Raw genomic sequence first — 15,665 nt, 5'->3', positions numbered from 1 at the left:
AGAAAGGAAAATTGGGACCCCCACCAATTATAATTATCTAACACAATAATATGGTAGTTTTATCCATAAATGACAGCATTAACATCATTTATGTTTTTGGCTACAAGATGCCGGGATTTGGCTAACCCCGACGTTTAATTGATCCGGATATTTGTATCATCATCTCAAATAAATAATTATCTATGAAAGTTTTTGTAACAGGAGCTACCGGCTTTGTAGGATCGGCCGTCGTTCAGGAATTAATCAAAAAAGGCCATCAGGTTATCGGTCTTTCTAAAAATGAAGAATCAGATAAAGCTTTAGCGGCTGTCGGTGTTCAGTCCCATCGTGGTAATCTGACAGACCTGGAAAGTCTGAAAAATGGAGCAGCCGCTGCCGATGGTTTAATCCATACAGCTTTCAACCACGACTTTTCTAAATTTAAAGAAAGTTCGGAAAATGACCGCAAGATAATTGAAGCTTTCGGCGATGTCTACGCCGGTTCGCAGAGACCCATGATCATTACCTCGGCAATTGGATTACTTACCCGCGGTCGTTTAGTGGATGAAACAGAAATACCAGCAGCGGGACAAAACCCGCGTATTGCTACCGAGCAGGCTGTAGATGCTGTGGCTGCCCGGGGCGTCAACGTTTCAATAGTTCGCCTGTCTCCGTCAGTGCATGGTGAAGGCGATCATGCTTTCATTCCTATGCTTATAAAGATTGCACGTCAAAAGGGTATTTCCGTTTATACAGAAGAAGGAAGCAATCGCTGGCCGGCAGTTCACCGTTTAGATGCTGCAAAATTATTTGTGCTGGCACTTGAAAAGACTGCCAAAGGCGGTACCCGTTATCATGGCGTAAGTGAAGAAGGTATCTTGTTTAAGGACATCGCAGAGGCAATTGGCAAAGGACTGAATGTTCCGGTAGTATCGAAAAACAAAGAAGAATCAGCAACTCATTTTGAAACTTTTGCGCACTTCGCAGCTATGGACATTCATGCTTCAAGCAAGATAACACAGAAATCGTTAGGGTGGCAGCCGGTTATGCCAGGACTTATTGCCGATCTTAATGGAGACATTTATTTTAACTCATGATTTCAATCCGATCAATTATGAAAATAGTATTGATAATAAAAGGGCCGAATTATGTTAAATAAACAAATTACCAGAATCAAATCTATTCAGGAATATCACCGCCTTAGGGGATTACCTAAACCAGAACATCCTTTGGTCAGCCTTTTTGATTATTCATTGATTAAATTTTCTCCTGAAAATAATGATATTGTCTGGGTAAATGATTTCTATTTCATTGCATTAAAAAGGAATCTGGATGCAAAAATCATTTACGGGCAACAAGACTATGATTTCGATGAGGGTACGATGTTTTTTATTTCTCCGGGACAGGCTTTCAGAATCGAATCGAAAAATGAAAATGCTGAAAAATCGGGCATGATCTTGCTGGTACACCCAGATTTTTTATGGAACATGGCATTGGCGAAGACAATAAAACGTCACGAATTTTTCGGATATTCTGTTCGGGAAGCACTTTTCTTATCGCAAAAAGAAGAAGAAATTATACTGGGCACCATGCAAAATATACGTCAGGAATGCCAACAGAATATTGACAAATTCAGTCAGCAAATAGTGGTATCTTATATTGAAGTGCTGCTAAATTATGCTGATAGATTTTATAACCGCCAATTTATCACCCGTAAAATGGGTAATTATCAAATACTTGATCAATTGGAGGTGTTGTTAGAAGATCATTTCAATGGTCGGGCTGCTGCCAGAGGCCTGCCTACAGTACATCACTTAGCGGAAAGATTGCATTTATCGTCTGACTATCTCAGTACACTTCTAAAGTTGATGACCGGCTTAAATACCCAGCAGCACATTCATGAGAAACTGATAGCGAAAGCTAAAGAGAAGCTGGGTTCTACTAATATGTCCATCAGTGAGATCGCTTACGAATTAGGTTTCGAACATTCACAATCATTTAGCAAATTATTCAAATTAAAAACAAAATTATCGCCCCTCAAATTCAGAGAATTTCACACCCCCATTGACTGAGGTGCTAACTAATTAAACCCTGAAGGTTTTAGGGGAAAATCCCGTTTGCCTTTTAAAAAAATGGTTAAAGTGAGTAGTGTTAGTGAAGCCCAGACTATAACTTATTTCTGAAATGTTATACTGACTGTGCTTTAATAATATTCTTGCCTCAACCGCCATCTTCTCTGAAATATGCTGGGATGTGGTTTTTCCTGTAGTAAGTTTTAAAACGCGGTTAAGATGATTTACATGAACGTTTAACTTTTGCGCATAATCACCGGGCGACCTCATTTCAAAGCGCAGTTTGAATGGTGGTTCTATTGGAAACTGACGTTCCAAAAGTTCTGTGAATACTGCTGTTAGCCGGACATTTGCGTCTACATGTTCAAGTGCACTATGCCCCGGCGTAAGCTTTAAAGCCATATGTAAGAGTTCTGCGATATGTTGCCTGATCAGGTCATGTTTAAAAATATAGTCAGAAGCGAGTTCCTGTTGCATTTCTTCAAAATGCATAGCGACTTTTTTCTCTTGCGCATCGTCTAAAGCAAAAGCACCGTTATGCGTACGGCTGAAAAATGGAAAATCTTTGATGTTCCTCCTAAAATATTCGCTAAAATATCTTTCCCTGAAAATGAAATACCGGCTGTTTTTTTCGCAGTAGTTCGGGCTTTCGATAGTATAGGGTATTTCTGGACTAAAGAAGACCATTGTTGGCCCATTCACTTCGTAACTTCTGTCACTGTGATGAATGATGTGGTGTCCGGTAGTATAAGTTACTTTAAAATAATCGCGACGCCTGTATCTGATATTTTTCTCAAGACAGTCGGCAAAAGTCAATAAGTTAAACTGAACTTCATCCGACGACAGAGAACAGACATCGCGTTTAAGTTTTTCCTCAAAAAAATCTTCGAGGGTTTCCCGTTGTTTCATAAGGCATTGATATTACGTATTATTCAGGGGGTAATTTAGTTACGGATACCTGTTTGCAAAACATTGTAATCAAGAATTTTTAACATCCGGACGTCTGCCAGTTTTACGCCTGGGCGTATCTATAAAACACTAATAATCAACAAGTAATTTAGTGATTTCTTAGTATAAACAGGAACAACTGGTTTTAACTAATTCAGATTATTATCTGGAGCAAATTACAGATATAATGCTTACTCAATTCATATTGATAAATGTTTATAGCCACTAGTGTAAATACAAACTAAATCTTTAATAGAATATTTGATTCTATCAATAAATTGTTTGAATCAGACAATATTATAATTTTTACCGGTGTAGGTTGATGGGTAAATTGTATAATATTTAAACATCATACTTATGAAAAACGACTTAATGCCCATTACGGACATCTGGGCGAAAACATTCCAAATGTGCTGGGTAACCAATGATTTTGACAAGGCTAAAGATTTATTAAAGGCAAAATTTGACATTCCAAAATTCATGGTAATACGTGACCTTGTACCAATTGACCAGGTCTTTGAAGGACAAACCACAACCGATTGCAAATTCCATGCGGCCTGGGCAAATGGCGGTAACTTCGATCTGGAGATTATCCAGCCAACAGGAGGTCCGCTTTTAGAGTTTTATGGTGAAAAATTATCAAAGGATAAATTTGATTTGCAATTTCACCATGTTGGAGTGCGTTACGATGATGATTTAGACGGTTATAACAATGCTATAGCGGCACTTGAGTCCAAAGGTTTTGAAGTGAGAATGTCAGCCGGGATAAAAGATTTAACCAAGTATTGTTATGTCGACATGCGCGAAATGCTAGGTCATTACCTGGAGATCATTTATTTCAATAAAGCAGGTGTTGACCTGATGGCGACCTTGGTCACCAACGATTTTGACGGCGAATAATAAAAGATACTGCCTGAATTCGAAAACTTATCGAAGACATATTGAAGAACCAGTTTTTATCTTTTTTATTTTCTCAGAAATTTTCACTGGCCGTTACTAATTTGACATTATCATTGTTCCCCATTTTGATAATAAAAAAACCCGGAAACTAGGCTACGCAAGGGTGTGAACTCTGTATTCCCGAAAAATGACCGTTTTTTTTTAGGGCTTTCGAATGAAGATATTCACATAGGCGAATGAATAAGAAAATCATTTTATTCTTCTTTCACTCATCTGAAAAAACTCTAAAGATTAAACAGTAAATATATAACCAGTTATACATTTATTTTATATATTTGTATAACCAGTTATATATTTTATGATTAAGAATGACTTTTTATCGGAGATCAAATATGCAGGGTTAACCAGCAGACTGAAAAGGCTTAGTGACTTGCTCTTATATAGCACTAAAGATTTCTATAAATCTGTAGGCGTAGATATTGAACCTAATTGGCACCTTATTTTTTTATTGCTAAAAGAACATGAGGCATTGAATATTAAAGAAATTTCAGACCGAGTACAGTTATCCCATCCTGCTATTATAAAAATCCTCAATAATATGAAGCAGAAGGGATATGTAGTGGCTAAAACAGACGATATAGATTCCCGAAAACAAATTCTGACTCTTTCTGCAAAAGCATATGATGCATTGCCATTATTAGAGGAGTATTGGGAAGCATGTATTCAAACTATGAAAGAAGTTTTAGAAGACAGCCCCGAATTTCTAACTGCATTGGGTAGTATCGAACAAAAGTTTAAAGAAAGCAGCTATAAAGACAGAACGTTAAGAAACTTAAAAACTAAGTAAGACATCATGATTAAAGTATTCATAGCGGGGGGAACGGGCTGGGCCGGCTCCGAACTAAGCAAAGGGGTGTTCAGGCATCCAAATATGCAATTGACAGGTGTGTTATCCCGTACTCATGCGGGCAAAAATCTAGCAGAAATTCTTGATTTAGGCGAAGCACATATTCCAATTTTTGATAATATTGAAACAGCACTTAATGAGATCGAATTTGACGTTCTTGTAGAATATACCAAACCGGAGGCCGCTAAAATCAATATAGCAGCAGCAATAAAGAAAGGGAAAAGCGTAGTTATAGGAACGTCAGGATTGACTGCCGATGACTATTTAAAGATTAAGAAAGCAACTGAAGAAAATAATACTTCTGTATTGGCCGTAGGAAATTTTGCAATTACTGTTGTCCTATTGCAGAAATTTGCGGAAATCGCAGCCAATTATATCCCTAATTTCGAAATTCTTGATTATGCCCACGAAGACAAAATTGATTCTCCAAGCGGTACGGCGAGGGAATTAGCACATCGTTTATCTGAAAAACGCAGACCGAATGTCCATGTTTCCGAAGACAAATTGGTTGGGGAGAAAGCAAGCCGGGGCGCTGATCTGGACGGAGTGCAAGTGCATTCCATCAGGCTTCCAGGGCATGTTATATCCATTGAAGCTATTTTTGGATTAAAAGATGAAAAATTAACTATAAGACATGATTCGGGTGCCGGTGCAGAACCTTATGTGAAAGGTGCACTAATTGCAATTGAAAAAGTTAGCACTTTCAAAGGCTTTAAAAGAGGACTTGATTCAGTAATGGATTTAAAATTATAGAATTAAGATTAAACTAATCTAGCTAGGGCGATATAAATGAATAAATACGCATTAATGGTTTTGGGCGGTGCTATGAGCTTTGGTATACTCACATCCTTTGTAAAGCTAGCTTACAACCGTGGATTTAATGCCGCTGAAATTTCCTTTATCCAGGCATTTCTTGGAGCAGTTGTTCTATGGGTAATCGTTTGCCTTTCGAAAAGAAATCCTGTTAAAAGAATTGAACTTCCTAAGTTGCTTTTCACCGGTGCTGCGATTGGTATTTCGACCTTTTTATATTATGTATCTGTCAAATACATTCCGGCGTCCGTTGCTATTGTAATACTAATGCAGTTTACCTGGTTGAGTTTACTTATTGAATGGATTATTTTCAAAAAACAACCAACTGTATTAGAAATTACAATAACCATTATTATTCTACTAGGAACAATGTTTGCAAGTGGGTTGGCAACTCAGCAGGATGTTACATTGTCCATATTAGGGGTTTTATATGTTTCTGCAGCTTCTTTAATTTATGCTGTATATATCGTTGCTAATAGCCGGTTCGGAAAACAGATCAGCTGGAAAAATAAAAGTGCCTGGGTCATGACAGGCTCAGCAATTTCTATATTATTACTCAACTTTGCAACCTTAGTATCTGATAATCATTTTGGAATGGAACTATTAGGATGGGGATTTTTCCTGGCATTTTTTGGTACAATCCTGCCCCCCGTCTTATTTGCAATTGGCATGCCTAAAATTGGAGCACCGACAAGTGGACTTTTAATGACCGTTGAGCTACCGGTAGCTATCCTAGCGGCTCATTTAATTTTGGGAGAGAATATTTCCATTAAGCAACTGATAGGTATAACAGTTATGCTTTCTGCAATTATCTGGATGAATTTTGTGAAACAGAACAGATTGAAAAACAACCTACAGAATTCATCGTCATCTGATCAGGCAATACTATAACGTTGTCAACACAATTATTGCACATTTATATCTTGCACAATCGTCGTAATCTTAAATCAATTCAAACTATAGCAAATAAATGTCACATGCATGAGACATTTATCTTATATTTGAGGCATGAAGAGTACGAAAGATAAGATTATTGATGGTACCGTTTTCTGCTTGAACAGGAATGAAAAAGCGAGCATCGATGAGATTGCAAGTCATCTGGACTTAAATAGAAGAACAATCCACAGGTATTTCAAAGATCGAAACACTCTAATCGAATGTTGTAAGGAAAAAATGATGGCCACCTGTAACCGAGCTATGAATGAAGCCTACGAAAGTAGCAATGACGCTTTGAGACAGATCGAAAACATGTTTTATACCGCATTGACTATAGGCACAGAATACTCCTTTGTTAAAAAGCTTTTTGATCGTAGTGGATATTCTGATGTGGTTAATGGGGAAATGGAAGCTTATGATAACGTAAAAGATAAATGGTTCAAGCTAATTGCGACACTCCAAGAAAGGGGAGCAATAAAAAACACAGTTCCAATTCCGTGGATTTACAATCTTTTCGGCGGGATGATTGACATTGCGATAGCCGCACAAGCGAGTGGAGACGTAGCAGTAAATGAAATTAAAAAGCTTTCATGGGCCGCTTTCAAAGGAAGTATTGGAATAGTCGATTATTTAAATGAAAATAATAAATAAGCTTACTACTGTATTGCTTTTAGCATTGATAGCAGTGAGCACCAAAAGCATTTCTCAAAGCAAAAAATCTATGAATTCAAAACCTACACTAATGCAAAAAGAACAATATGATGATGAATATCTTGTGAGCCTATTGCCTGGTTTCACCAATCATTATCAGCAATTAGATGGAATCAAGCTCCATTATGTGATGGGTGGTGAAGGTTCACCACTTATATTGCTGGCTGGCTGGCCTCAGACTTGGTGGAGCTTTCACGAAGTCATGCCTATACTAGCAAAGTACCATAAAGTAATCGTAGTGGATTTAAGAGGCATGGGATCTTCTAGCAAACCGACCGAAGGCTATAGTAAGAAGAATATGGCTGGCGACATTGCATCGCTGATTAAAATATTGGGACTTGATAAAGTCAGCATTGCAGGCCACGACATCGGCGCAAGCATTGCAATCAGCTTTGCAGGCCACTTTCCCGAGCAAACTGACAAACTAATTGTTCTGGATACACCACACCCTGAAGAAAATCTTTATCAACTGCCTATGTTGCCCATCGGTATGCCTGTACATCCATGGTGGGTGGCTTTTAACCAGGTAAAGGAATTACCAGAGCTTTTGTTGGAAGGACGTTTTCATATTGTTCAGACTTGGATCTTTGATAAAATGCTGGTGGATAAAAAAAGTATAAATGATTTTGATAGAAAAGTATATGCTAAGGCCTATGAAACCAAGGATGCTATCATGGGCTCTAATGGCTGGTACCAGGCATTTCCAGAAGATATTCAAGATATAAAAACAATGAAAATGATTGAAGCACCAAGCTTGGGTATTGGTAGTAGTCCCGGATTTGCAATGCTTAAAACTTCCTTATCAGGATATATAAAAAATTTACACTTAAGGGAGATTAAAAATTCGGGTCACTTTATTCAGGAAGAGCAGCCTGATGAGGTTGCAAATGCAATACTTGAATTTTTAAAATCGAAATAGCCTTTTATTCCATAGATTAATAAAGGGGATTACAACAATTTTTTTTATTAATCTATTTTTTATTGGCGTCCTGAGCTATGGTTCTGCGATGTAAAACTAGCATTTTACTTGTCGACAAAAGGAACAGTGCTTTAATTTATGTTTCGAGAATTATGGATTAAGCAGTTGGCGTTCAGCCAAAATTCATCACTGTATATTTAAAAAAAACCTTAAGAATTAATCTTTCGCATTAAAACAAGCTCAGCAGCTGCAATTCAAAATTAATTTTGGATTCTTGTAATTTTTGTTCCTATCATTTGACTTATTGCATAAATAAAGACTAAATGATTATGGAAACGACAGACATTTTAGATGACTTACAAAAAAAATCGGCTTATTGGAGTAACTCTAATAAGACTACATTCCAGATGCTGAAGGGGCTGACTATCCCCTTTTTATTGCTGATGATAGTCAAAATATCTTTTATGCCCAATAAAATCAGTTCTGATGGAGCGGCTCTGTCTAATGTAGCTACATCAGCGGCTTATATGGCAGTTATAGTGATTTATTGCCTTGTAACTGTACGGGTATTAAAACGGCAATTGCAGATATTTACGCTAGACAACAATGGAAATCTGAAAGAAAAGCTTACAAATACGATCATCGACTTTAAAAAATTTTATGTGACATTTAATTTCACTTACCTATTCCTTTATCCCATATTTTATTATGCGGTAATTAAGTTGATGATTATTAACGGAGCCCCTTCCCTCGATAGTACATTGCTAATTTGTGGGCTATTAACTATCGCCTCACTAGCATTGGGACATCTATATTACAAAATACAGTATTTAAGTAAAATAAAACTCCTGGAAGCTCACTTAAAACAATTGGAAGAGGACGGTTATAATTTTCCTAATACCCTGTAAAGCGTAAACAAACTGGAGGCAATAACAAGTGATCCAACTGCGATTAGCATCACCTTAGAATTCAGTTTTCCTGCAAGTCTTGCTGCAATGGGAGCAGCAAGCAAACCACCTATAATCAGGCCGGCAATAGTCTGGATATGACTGGTTCCAAGTAATAAAAAGAAAGTAAGTGCGCTACCTAAAGTGACAAAGAACTCTGTCAAACTTACGGTACCAATGATATACCTGGGGGTTTTACCTTTTGCGATCAACGTACTCGTAACGAGTGGTCCCCACCCGCCGCCGCCAAAAGAATCCAGAAATCCTCCAGCTCCTGCAAGCCAACCTGCATTTTTCACCTTTCTTGAAGCTTGCTTTTTCTTGAATGCATTAAACAATATCCTTGCACCCAGCAATAAAGTATAAACTGACAGCACTGGCCGCAGCCAACTTCCATAAGTCTCTCCTAAATATACAAGCAAAGTTGCTCCGATGATCGCACCGAGTACGCCCGGTACCAAAAGAGTCTTAAATAATTTTTTATTGATGTTTCCAAACTTATAGTGGCTGAATCCAGAGGCTCCACTGGAAAACATCTCTGCAGTATGTATACTTCCGCTGATCGCTGCAGGATTTACACCTGTAGATAACAGTACAGTAGTAGAGATGACCCCGTACCCCATTCCTAAGGCGCCGTCAACCATCTGTGCAACAAAACCAGCAAGGAGCATCCAGCCGAAACCCGCTTGAAGATTTAGGCCCAAATAAACAGATTTTGACAGGTCGAAGAGGTTAGTCAGTGGATAAATTGATGCGATCACATGACCAACAAAGATAAAACCCAGCGCAAATAAACATCTGCTCGCGACTCTTTTCCAATATAAACCAGCCGATCTACTTGATTTCCCATCATCATTAACATCAATATCGTTTTTTAACGGTGCAGCTGCTTTCGGCTCAGTTTCTAATGTATTCATTCGCTTAAAAGTGGGTAAGATCAGTATCGAATGAGATGAGGAAACCTTAAGACTTCAATACCAGCGCATTCAATGAAAGCAAATATATAAATAAAGAATACTAATACAGTAGACTTTATTTATATCATTCCTATCTGCCAGGTTTAAAAATGGTAAAATGGTTAGAAAGTCTGACCGAGGCGTCTAAACATTTCAATTGTGTTCACGCATTCAACAGGTTCAAAACCTGCATCGGGTATTTTAATACGTTTTTTACTTTGTGGGTCGCTAACTTCGTGTGTCACAATAATATTGTTGTTTGCTCTAGCATAAGCTATAAGCCACGCATCGGACTCATTCGCATCTAGAAATTCAGCCAAAGCCCTGAGTATAATGCGATACTTTGGATGCAGCCCATTGCGTTAGATTCGCATACTCCCCTATAACAGACTTCGTATCGTGAAAGAACTCGGACGAAAGGTTACCTCCACACCAACTATATAAGTCATCTCTGCCCATCGCCAGCTCAGAATAAACTTTATCAATTGAAACTACAAGACCGTTGTTAGATAAATCAACCACCCGCCCCCAGAAACTTGGGACAACATCTATTGGATAGTGCATTCTGTGCGCCTGAATAAAAAAATTACTATCGAGTAAAAATGGCGCTGGCATTTCAGTAGAGATGTTGAGTTACAAAATTATTGTACGTGTCACCTTTTAAACCCGTAATCTTATATGCATCACGATAAAGAATTTTATCTTGTTTAACAGCCTTATTAACATAGGATGCAAAGCTAACGCTAATCCGTTTTCTTGCAGTAGCGTAAAAGTTCCCTCCAGCTCCTTGCTCTTCTTTTTTAATCCGACTACGCTCCATGAACTCGTTATAGAATTTAAAGAACTCAGATTTACTAAATACACCAAGATCAAGTGCTCGCCTCGCAATAACTAGTTGGCTAACTTTAAAATACCTGGACAAGGCAATGATATCATTTTGTTTGTCCCATAAAGCAATGAAAGACTTTGCTGGAACCAAGAATTCAGCAGCAATCAAATCGCATAATTTTTCAACAGGATCGTTGGCAGGTAATAATTGCTCATTATTAAAGCCTGCGCTTTCCCCTAACCAAACATGAGCGAGCTCGTGCACAATAGTAAATAATTGTGCAGCCTTTGCATCAGCAGCGTTCACGAACATAAATGGTACGACAGGATTGACCAAAACAAAACCCCGGCAATCTTCAACAGGTATTGGACGATGAGTGTTGTTTTCTACAACTCCATTAAAATTGACAATGATACCTGCCTCCTCTATTTTTTCAGTGATATGATTGAGTGTGTCTTCCAGTGTCCTGAAATTTTAAGCCCATTCCGCATCCAGTTTAAGAACATCACGTATGTCCTCTACAATTGTCAGGTAACCAGCCTCGGGTTTATATTTACCAACATATGCTAATGGGTCTTGTCCCTCATCTAAAAGATAATCTACAAGCCAATCTTGTCTTCGTTGCAAAATGAGAATAGTATCGTATACATTTAGACCTACCTGATTATCGGGAACAGATTTTCCTGTTCGGAAAAAAGGAAATGGAACTAATTCCCTAAGCGGTTCATTTAAAAATAAATATCCAAAGGGAATGTGTACAGATTTTGCAAAGTCCTCCAGTTGTTTCACTGTAGGTTTTTTCATTTTCTCAAGCCATTTTAACACTGTTGGATGGCTATTCAAGAAATCTTGTAATTGGAATCCTGCCCGGGTAATTGCCCAGGAGATCATATCAGGATTTACATCAATTTCAGTTTTCATTGCTAACAAAGTTAAAGATATAAATCTGTTTTGTGTTACACTCAATTGAGCTAATCGTTGCTAACCCCTAGACATAGAAATGGCTCTAACTAAGTTCCCCAGATTGGCCAAAGTGTTTAACTTATCTCGTCCACAAGACCAATTCTTTTTACCAAATGATAAATTCATCCACATTTTGTTTCCTTAACTTGCAGCTATGCAGGAGTTGACAGATTATATTTTACAGATCGGTAATATTAACAAACAACAAATCGAACTTGTTGAATCGAAAACTGCTATTTTAGACCTAAAAAAGGACGCCTATTTTTCCGAAGCAGGATTAATTCCAAAACGGGTTGGCTTTGTTTTAGAGGGAGTAATGCGGGGTTGCTATTACAACAACAAAGGCGAAGAAATTACCCGTTGTTTTATTGGCAAAGGCAACCTTGTGGTTGATTATCCGAACTTTGAAGCAAATACAGCTTCATCAGAGTATCTGCAAGCCTGTACTGACTGCAAAATAATAGTTTTCTCAAAAACAGATTGGGAAGAGCTCTCTAATACAATTGTTGGCTGGGACGTAATTAAAAATAAGATGGTTCAGCAGTGTTTGTATCAAAAGTCCAGAAAGAGCCCCGTGATTTCACAAGATGCGACAACACGTTACCTGGCATTTCTGAAAAACTATCCGTCATTCGCGAATCGTATCCCTTTGGCTTATATAGCCTCATTTTTGGGTGTCACGCAACAATCATTAAGCAGAATAAGAAAAAACATTCGCTAGACCAGTTTTTACCATATGGTAAATGATGTCTCTTCCATAAACATCAGTTTTGTGTTATACAAAAAACGAAAAGATGAAGTCGGTATTAATTACAGGAGCCAATAAAGGAATTGGTTTAGAAACAGCAAAGCAACTCTCCAAAGAAGGACTGTTCATTTATCTGGGAAGCAGGGATCTTGAAAAAGGAAATGGCATTGTGGAAGAATTGAGTAAAAATGGCTACGAAAATATCAAAGCGATCGAAATTGATGTTACCCGACCAAACACCATTTTATCTGCAAAAAATATTATCGAAGAAGAACAGGGACATCTGGACATTCTAATAAACAATGCAGGTATCAGCGGAATCGTCACACAAAGCGCACTCGAAACTTCGGCGGAGAATTATAGCGAAGTATTTGACGTCAATGTATATGGTGTGGTGCGCGTCACCCAATCTTTCATTGAATTATTGAAAAAATCGACTGAACCCAGAATAATAAATGTAAGTACCAGTGTAGGGTCTCTGACACTGCAAAGCGATCCGCATTGGCCTGCGTATGATTACGGAAAATATGTTATTTATGCATCCTCGAAAGCAGCAATGAATATGTACACTGTTCACCTGGCTTATGAGTTACGTGCCACAGCTTTTAAAATAAACGCAGTGTGTCCTGGTTATACAAAAACCGACTTCACTAATTACAACGGAGGCGAAGTTGAAGACGCGGCCAAACGTATCATTAAATATGCGCTGCTGGATCATAATGGTCCAACCGGAAGATTTTTCAGTGAGGAAAGTAACCCGGAAACTGGAGAAATAGCCTGGTAACACGACAAAAAAGACTTAACAGCAAACATTAAAGTTTATCCACGTAGTACTTATTTACGTAGTCGGTATAAAACTTTAATGTTTCCTTTTTAAAGTATTTCTCTAAGAGCGCCTGTTTTTCTTCATTCCCGGCCTGCTTATATGACAAGATAAATTGATGTAGAGCGTCACCTGCCCTTTCCCACTCCTTCACTAACGAAATCACGTTTTCCTTGTAAGACTGAGATGCATTCAAGTTAGCTCCCATTTCCAAAGCGAGATCGTTGACAGAAGATGCTAAAATTGATGAAGAATTCTGGTCGTCATCCGGATAAGTTTTAGCATACCAGCCAAATACAGGAATTTTACCCTCCCAGGAACAACTAGTTTGGGTTAAAAATGCAAAAATAAAGGGCTTAATCTCCACTACTCTATCCAGAATTATAGCGGTATCCTTGACACGTCCGATAAGATTGAAATAAGCAGGATAGTCTATAGAATAATCATTTATTAGCGTGAAGTCTATTATCCAGCTTTTCTCAAACAATTCGTTTCTATAATACATTTCGCTAATGAGCATTTCGCATTGAAACCTCAGGTTTTCATACAGTGGAGTTCCTTTGCTCTTGCTGTATAAAGTGTATACTTCGTCTAAATATACCAATGCATAACCAGACAAGATTATTTTATATCCTAAGGCTTCAAATTCATTGTGAATTTCGTTTTCCATTGTTATTCCTAATATAATCAATAATTACATGTAACAATCGGTTAGCCACACAATAATCACCTGGTTGCATATCAGACCAAATCTGTTTCCATTTCAAAATCACACTTTAAACAGTTTAAACTACGATTATCTGATTTTTTCGTCAAAAACCCACTAGATTTGATAAATAAGGGCATTTTAGTACATTTGAGATAAACCAAAACCATTGATTATGTACCAACTTACAGTAGCTCCGGATCAGGTAAATGAAACCCTAGGCCAGCATATTTTAGCAGATGGATATGAATTAACCTATGATATGGTTCAAAGCCAGGGCGCTTATATCTACGACTCCAGAAAGAACAGGAAATTACTGGATTTCTTTACTTGTTTCGCATCCGTTCCATTAGGATATAATCACCCGAAAATGATCAATGATGAAGCTTTCAAAGATAACCTGCTTCAGGCTGCTTTGGCAAATCCATCAAATTCCGATGTTTATACACAGCAGTACGCACAATTTGTAAAAACATTCGGTGAGATTGGCATCCCTGACTATTTGCCGCATGCTTTTTTCATTGCAGGTGGTGGTCTTGCTATCGAAAACGCACTTAAAGTGGCAATGGACTGGAAAGTACAGAAGAACTTCGCCAAAGGATATAAAGAAGAGAAAGGTTTTAAAGTTCAGCACTTTGAACATGCTTTTCATGGACGTACCGGTTATACTTTAAGCCTCACTAATACTTCTCCGGATAAGACCAAATGGTTTGCCAAATTTGACTGGCCGAGAGTGAGTACCCCTGTGGTTAAGTTTCCGCTGGAGAAGGAGAATTTGGATACGGCAATACAGACCGAAGAAACTTCCATTCAGCAGGTTAAAGATGCTTTTGCAAAATATAAAGATGAAATTTGTGCGATTATTATCGAACCCGTTCAATCCGAAGGCGGAGACAATCATTTACGTGAAGAGTTTTTGATTCAGTTACGTGAATTAGCCGATGAGAATGAAGCCTTTTTAATCTATGATGAAGTACAGACGGGCGTCGGACTGACGGGTAAATTCTGGTGTCACCAGCATTTCAGCGAAAAAGCGAGACCCGACATCCTGGCATTTGGAAAGAAAATGCAGGTCTGCGGGATTCTGGTTGGTAATAAAGTCGATGAAGTAGAACGCAATGTGTTTCGGGTATCCTCAAGAATCAATTCCACCTGGGGTGGTAATCTTGTCGATATGGTCCGGGCCACACAGATCCTGCAAATTGTAAAAGAAGACGACCTGTGTGCGAAAGCGGCAGAAAGCGGACGTTATTTACAAGACCGTTTACACCATTTATCTGCCAAATTCGGCCAGATGACTAATATCCGTGGAAAAGGCTTGTTAACAGCCTTCGATTTTCCGGATACAGAAATGCGTAATACTTTCATTAAAAAAGGAATGGATAATAATGTGATGTTTTTAGGTTGCGGCTCCCATACCATTCGCTTCCGTCCGGCGTTGATTATTGAAAATTCCCATATTGACGAAGGAGTTGAGGTGATGACAAAAATTTTAAACACATTCTGAT

At 38.1% G+C, this 15,665-nt stretch carries 19 protein-coding genes; 12 read left to right on the top strand and 7 right to left on the bottom strand.

The genetic code is table 11. The features are described from left to right. The first annotated feature begins 182 nt into the window (after positions 1 to 182). Entirely contained in the window at positions 183 to 1,076 is an 894-nt protein-coding gene (locus tag BLR53_RS13255; RefSeq protein ID WP_074590287.1) for an SDR family oxidoreductase, read from the top strand. A 51-nt stretch (positions 1,077 to 1,127) separates the two neighbouring features. Continuing rightward, positions 1,128 to 2,051, top strand: a complete 924-nt coding sequence (locus BLR53_RS13250) for a helix-turn-helix domain-containing protein (protein ID WP_037442747.1) — start codon at positions 1,128 to 1,130, stop codon at positions 2,049 to 2,051. 12 nt (positions 2,052 to 2,063) lie between these two features. Here the strand turns inward: BLR53_RS13250 and BLR53_RS13245 are convergent, their stop codons facing one another. Beyond that, complete coding sequence (locus BLR53_RS13245; protein WP_074590285.1) at positions 2,064 to 2,960, bottom strand: helix-turn-helix domain-containing protein; 897 nt, start codon at positions 2,958 to 2,960, stop codon at positions 2,064 to 2,066. 396 nt (positions 2,961 to 3,356) lie between these two features. Here BLR53_RS13245 and BLR53_RS13240 point away from each other — a divergent pair, with 396 nt between their 5' ends. From BLR53_RS13240 to BLR53_RS13210, 7 genes are all read left to right on the top strand, one after another. Continuing rightward, positions 3,357 to 3,899: a VOC family protein gene (locus tag BLR53_RS13240; RefSeq protein WP_037442751.1), complete on the top strand. Its 543-nt coding sequence runs from the start codon at positions 3,357 to 3,359 to the stop codon at positions 3,897 to 3,899. Between the two features lie 358 nt (positions 3,900 to 4,257). Beyond that, entirely contained in the window at positions 4,258 to 4,746 is a 489-nt protein-coding gene (locus BLR53_RS13235) for a MarR family winged helix-turn-helix transcriptional regulator (RefSeq protein ID WP_083332082.1), read from the top strand. Between the two features lie 6 nt (positions 4,747 to 4,752). Further along, positions 4,753 to 5,559 (top strand): 4-hydroxy-tetrahydrodipicolinate reductase, encoded by an 807-nt coding sequence (gene dapB, locus BLR53_RS13230; RefSeq protein WP_170844852.1) that lies wholly within the window; start codon positions 4,753 to 4,755, stop codon positions 5,557 to 5,559. Between the two features lie 36 nt (positions 5,560 to 5,595). Then, on the top strand, positions 5,596 to 6,510 hold the full coding sequence (locus BLR53_RS13225; RefSeq protein ID WP_074590283.1) for an EamA family transporter: 915 nt from the start codon (positions 5,596 to 5,598) through the stop codon (positions 6,508 to 6,510). Positions 6,511 to 6,627: 117 nt separating this feature from the next. Next, entirely contained in the window at positions 6,628 to 7,206 is a 579-nt protein-coding gene (locus tag BLR53_RS13220; RefSeq protein ID WP_074590281.1) for a TetR/AcrR family transcriptional regulator, read from the top strand. Then, positions 7,190 to 8,185 (top strand): alpha/beta fold hydrolase, encoded by a 996-nt coding sequence (locus BLR53_RS13215; RefSeq protein WP_244889520.1) that lies wholly within the window; start codon positions 7,190 to 7,192, stop codon positions 8,183 to 8,185. Before BLR53_RS13220 ends, BLR53_RS13215 begins: the two co-directional genes overlap by 17 nt. Before the next feature lie 329 nt (positions 8,186 to 8,514). After that, complete coding sequence (locus BLR53_RS13210; protein WP_143007874.1) at positions 8,515 to 9,093, top strand: hypothetical protein; 579 nt, start codon at positions 8,515 to 8,517, stop codon at positions 9,091 to 9,093. Here the strand turns inward: BLR53_RS13210 and BLR53_RS13205 are convergent. From BLR53_RS13205 to BLR53_RS20070, 5 genes are all read right to left on the bottom strand, one after another. Further along, on the bottom strand, positions 9,069 to 10,049 hold the full coding sequence (locus BLR53_RS13205) for a sulfite exporter TauE/SafE family protein (protein WP_037442759.1): 981 nt from the start codon (positions 10,047 to 10,049) through the stop codon (positions 9,069 to 9,071). The genes BLR53_RS13210 and BLR53_RS13205 overlap by 25 nt on opposite strands. A 161-nt stretch (positions 10,050 to 10,210) precedes the next feature. After that, positions 10,211 to 10,408 (bottom strand): DUF4411 family protein, encoded by a 198-nt coding sequence (locus tag BLR53_RS20330; RefSeq protein WP_218122988.1) that lies wholly within the window; start codon positions 10,406 to 10,408, stop codon positions 10,211 to 10,213. Continuing rightward, entirely contained in the window at positions 10,401 to 10,652 is a 252-nt protein-coding gene (locus BLR53_RS20240; RefSeq protein ID WP_218122987.1) for a DUF4411 family protein, read from the bottom strand. Before BLR53_RS20240 ends, BLR53_RS20330 begins: the two co-directional genes overlap by 8 nt. A 52-nt stretch (positions 10,653 to 10,704) precedes the next feature. Continuing rightward, complete coding sequence (locus BLR53_RS20075) at positions 10,705 to 11,283, bottom strand: ImmA/IrrE family metallo-endopeptidase (protein ID WP_280513389.1); 579 nt, start codon at positions 11,281 to 11,283, stop codon at positions 10,705 to 10,707. A 108-nt stretch (positions 11,284 to 11,391) separates the two neighbouring features. Then, positions 11,392 to 11,838 (bottom strand): hypothetical protein, encoded by a 447-nt coding sequence (locus BLR53_RS20070; protein ID WP_218122985.1) that lies wholly within the window; start codon positions 11,836 to 11,838, stop codon positions 11,392 to 11,394. A 196-nt stretch (positions 11,839 to 12,034) separates the two neighbouring features. On the opposite strand from BLR53_RS20070, the gene BLR53_RS13190 reads away from it, so the two are divergent. Both BLR53_RS13190 and BLR53_RS13185 read left to right on the top strand, forming a co-directional pair. Continuing rightward, entirely contained in the window at positions 12,035 to 12,601 is a 567-nt protein-coding gene (locus BLR53_RS13190; RefSeq protein ID WP_037442761.1) for a Crp/Fnr family transcriptional regulator, read from the top strand. A 73-nt stretch (positions 12,602 to 12,674) separates the two neighbouring features. Continuing rightward, positions 12,675 to 13,412: an SDR family oxidoreductase gene (locus BLR53_RS13185; RefSeq protein WP_074590277.1), complete on the top strand. Its 738-nt coding sequence runs from the start codon at positions 12,675 to 12,677 to the stop codon at positions 13,410 to 13,412. A gap of 28 nt (positions 13,413 to 13,440) precedes the next feature. Here the strand turns inward: BLR53_RS13185 and BLR53_RS13180 are convergent, their stop codons facing one another. After that, entirely contained in the window at positions 13,441 to 14,121 is a 681-nt protein-coding gene (locus BLR53_RS13180) for a hypothetical protein (protein WP_037442765.1), read from the bottom strand. Positions 14,122 to 14,332: 211 nt separating this feature from the next. Between BLR53_RS13180 and lat the strand changes: the two genes are divergently transcribed. Then, entirely contained in the window at positions 14,333 to 15,664 is a 1,332-nt protein-coding gene (lat, locus tag BLR53_RS13175; RefSeq protein ID WP_074590275.1) for an L-lysine 6-transaminase, read from the top strand. Position 15,665 lies beyond the last annotated feature (1 nt).

Source organism: Pedobacter antarcticus, from assembly GCF_900103515.1.
GTDB classification, from domain to species: domain Bacteria; phylum Bacteroidota; class Bacteroidia; order Sphingobacteriales; family Sphingobacteriaceae; genus Pedobacter; species Pedobacter antarcticus.
This window is presented reverse-complemented; position numbering and strand designations above follow the sequence as displayed.

What these genes read in the sequence shown, in the direction of transcription:
- BLR53_RS13255 (WP_074590287.1), top strand. Translation starts at nt 183, where the DNA reads ATGAAAGTTTTTGTAACAGGAGCTACCGGCTTTGTAGGATCGGCCGTC.
- BLR53_RS13250 (WP_037442747.1), top strand. Translation starts at nt 1,128, where the DNA reads ATGTTAAATAAACAAATTACCAGAATCAAATCTATTCAGGAATATCAC.
- BLR53_RS13245 (WP_074590285.1), bottom strand. Translation starts at nt 2,960, where the DNA reads ATGAAACAACGGGAAACCCTCGAAGATTTTTTTGAGGAAAAACTTAAA.
- BLR53_RS13240 (WP_037442751.1), top strand. Translation starts at nt 3,357, where the DNA reads ATGAAAAACGACTTAATGCCCATTACGGACATCTGGGCGAAAACATTC.
- BLR53_RS13235 (WP_083332082.1), top strand. Translation starts at nt 4,258, where the DNA reads ATGATTAAGAATGACTTTTTATCGGAGATCAAATATGCAGGGTTAACC.
- dapB (WP_170844852.1), top strand. Translation starts at nt 4,753, where the DNA reads ATGATTAAAGTATTCATAGCGGGGGGAACGGGCTGGGCCGGCTCCGAA.
- BLR53_RS13225 (WP_074590283.1), top strand. Translation starts at nt 5,596, where the DNA reads ATGAATAAATACGCATTAATGGTTTTGGGCGGTGCTATGAGCTTTGGT.
- BLR53_RS13220 (WP_074590281.1), top strand. Translation starts at nt 6,628, where the DNA reads ATGAAGAGTACGAAAGATAAGATTATTGATGGTACCGTTTTCTGCTTG.
- BLR53_RS13215 (WP_244889520.1), top strand. Translation starts at nt 7,190, where the DNA reads ATGAAAATAATAAATAAGCTTACTACTGTATTGCTTTTAGCATTGATA.
- BLR53_RS13210 (WP_143007874.1), top strand. Translation starts at nt 8,515, where the DNA reads ATGGAAACGACAGACATTTTAGATGACTTACAAAAAAAATCGGCTTAT.
- BLR53_RS13205 (WP_037442759.1), bottom strand. Translation starts at nt 10,049, where the DNA reads ATGAATACATTAGAAACTGAGCCGAAAGCAGCTGCACCGTTAAAAAAC.
- BLR53_RS20240 (WP_218122987.1), bottom strand. Translation starts at nt 10,652, where the DNA reads ATGCACTATCCAATAGATGTTGTCCCAAGTTTCTGGGGGCGGGTGGTT.
- BLR53_RS20070 (WP_218122985.1), bottom strand. Translation starts at nt 11,838, where the DNA reads ATGAAAACTGAAATTGATGTAAATCCTGATATGATCTCCTGGGCAATT.
- BLR53_RS13190 (WP_037442761.1), top strand. Translation starts at nt 12,035, where the DNA reads ATGCAGGAGTTGACAGATTATATTTTACAGATCGGTAATATTAACAAA.
- BLR53_RS13185 (WP_074590277.1), top strand. Translation starts at nt 12,675, where the DNA reads ATGAAGTCGGTATTAATTACAGGAGCCAATAAAGGAATTGGTTTAGAA.
- BLR53_RS13180 (WP_037442765.1), bottom strand. Translation starts at nt 14,121, where the DNA reads ATGGAAAACGAAATTCACAATGAATTTGAAGCCTTAGGATATAAAATA.
- lat (WP_074590275.1), top strand. Translation starts at nt 14,333, where the DNA reads ATGTACCAACTTACAGTAGCTCCGGATCAGGTAAATGAAACCCTAGGC.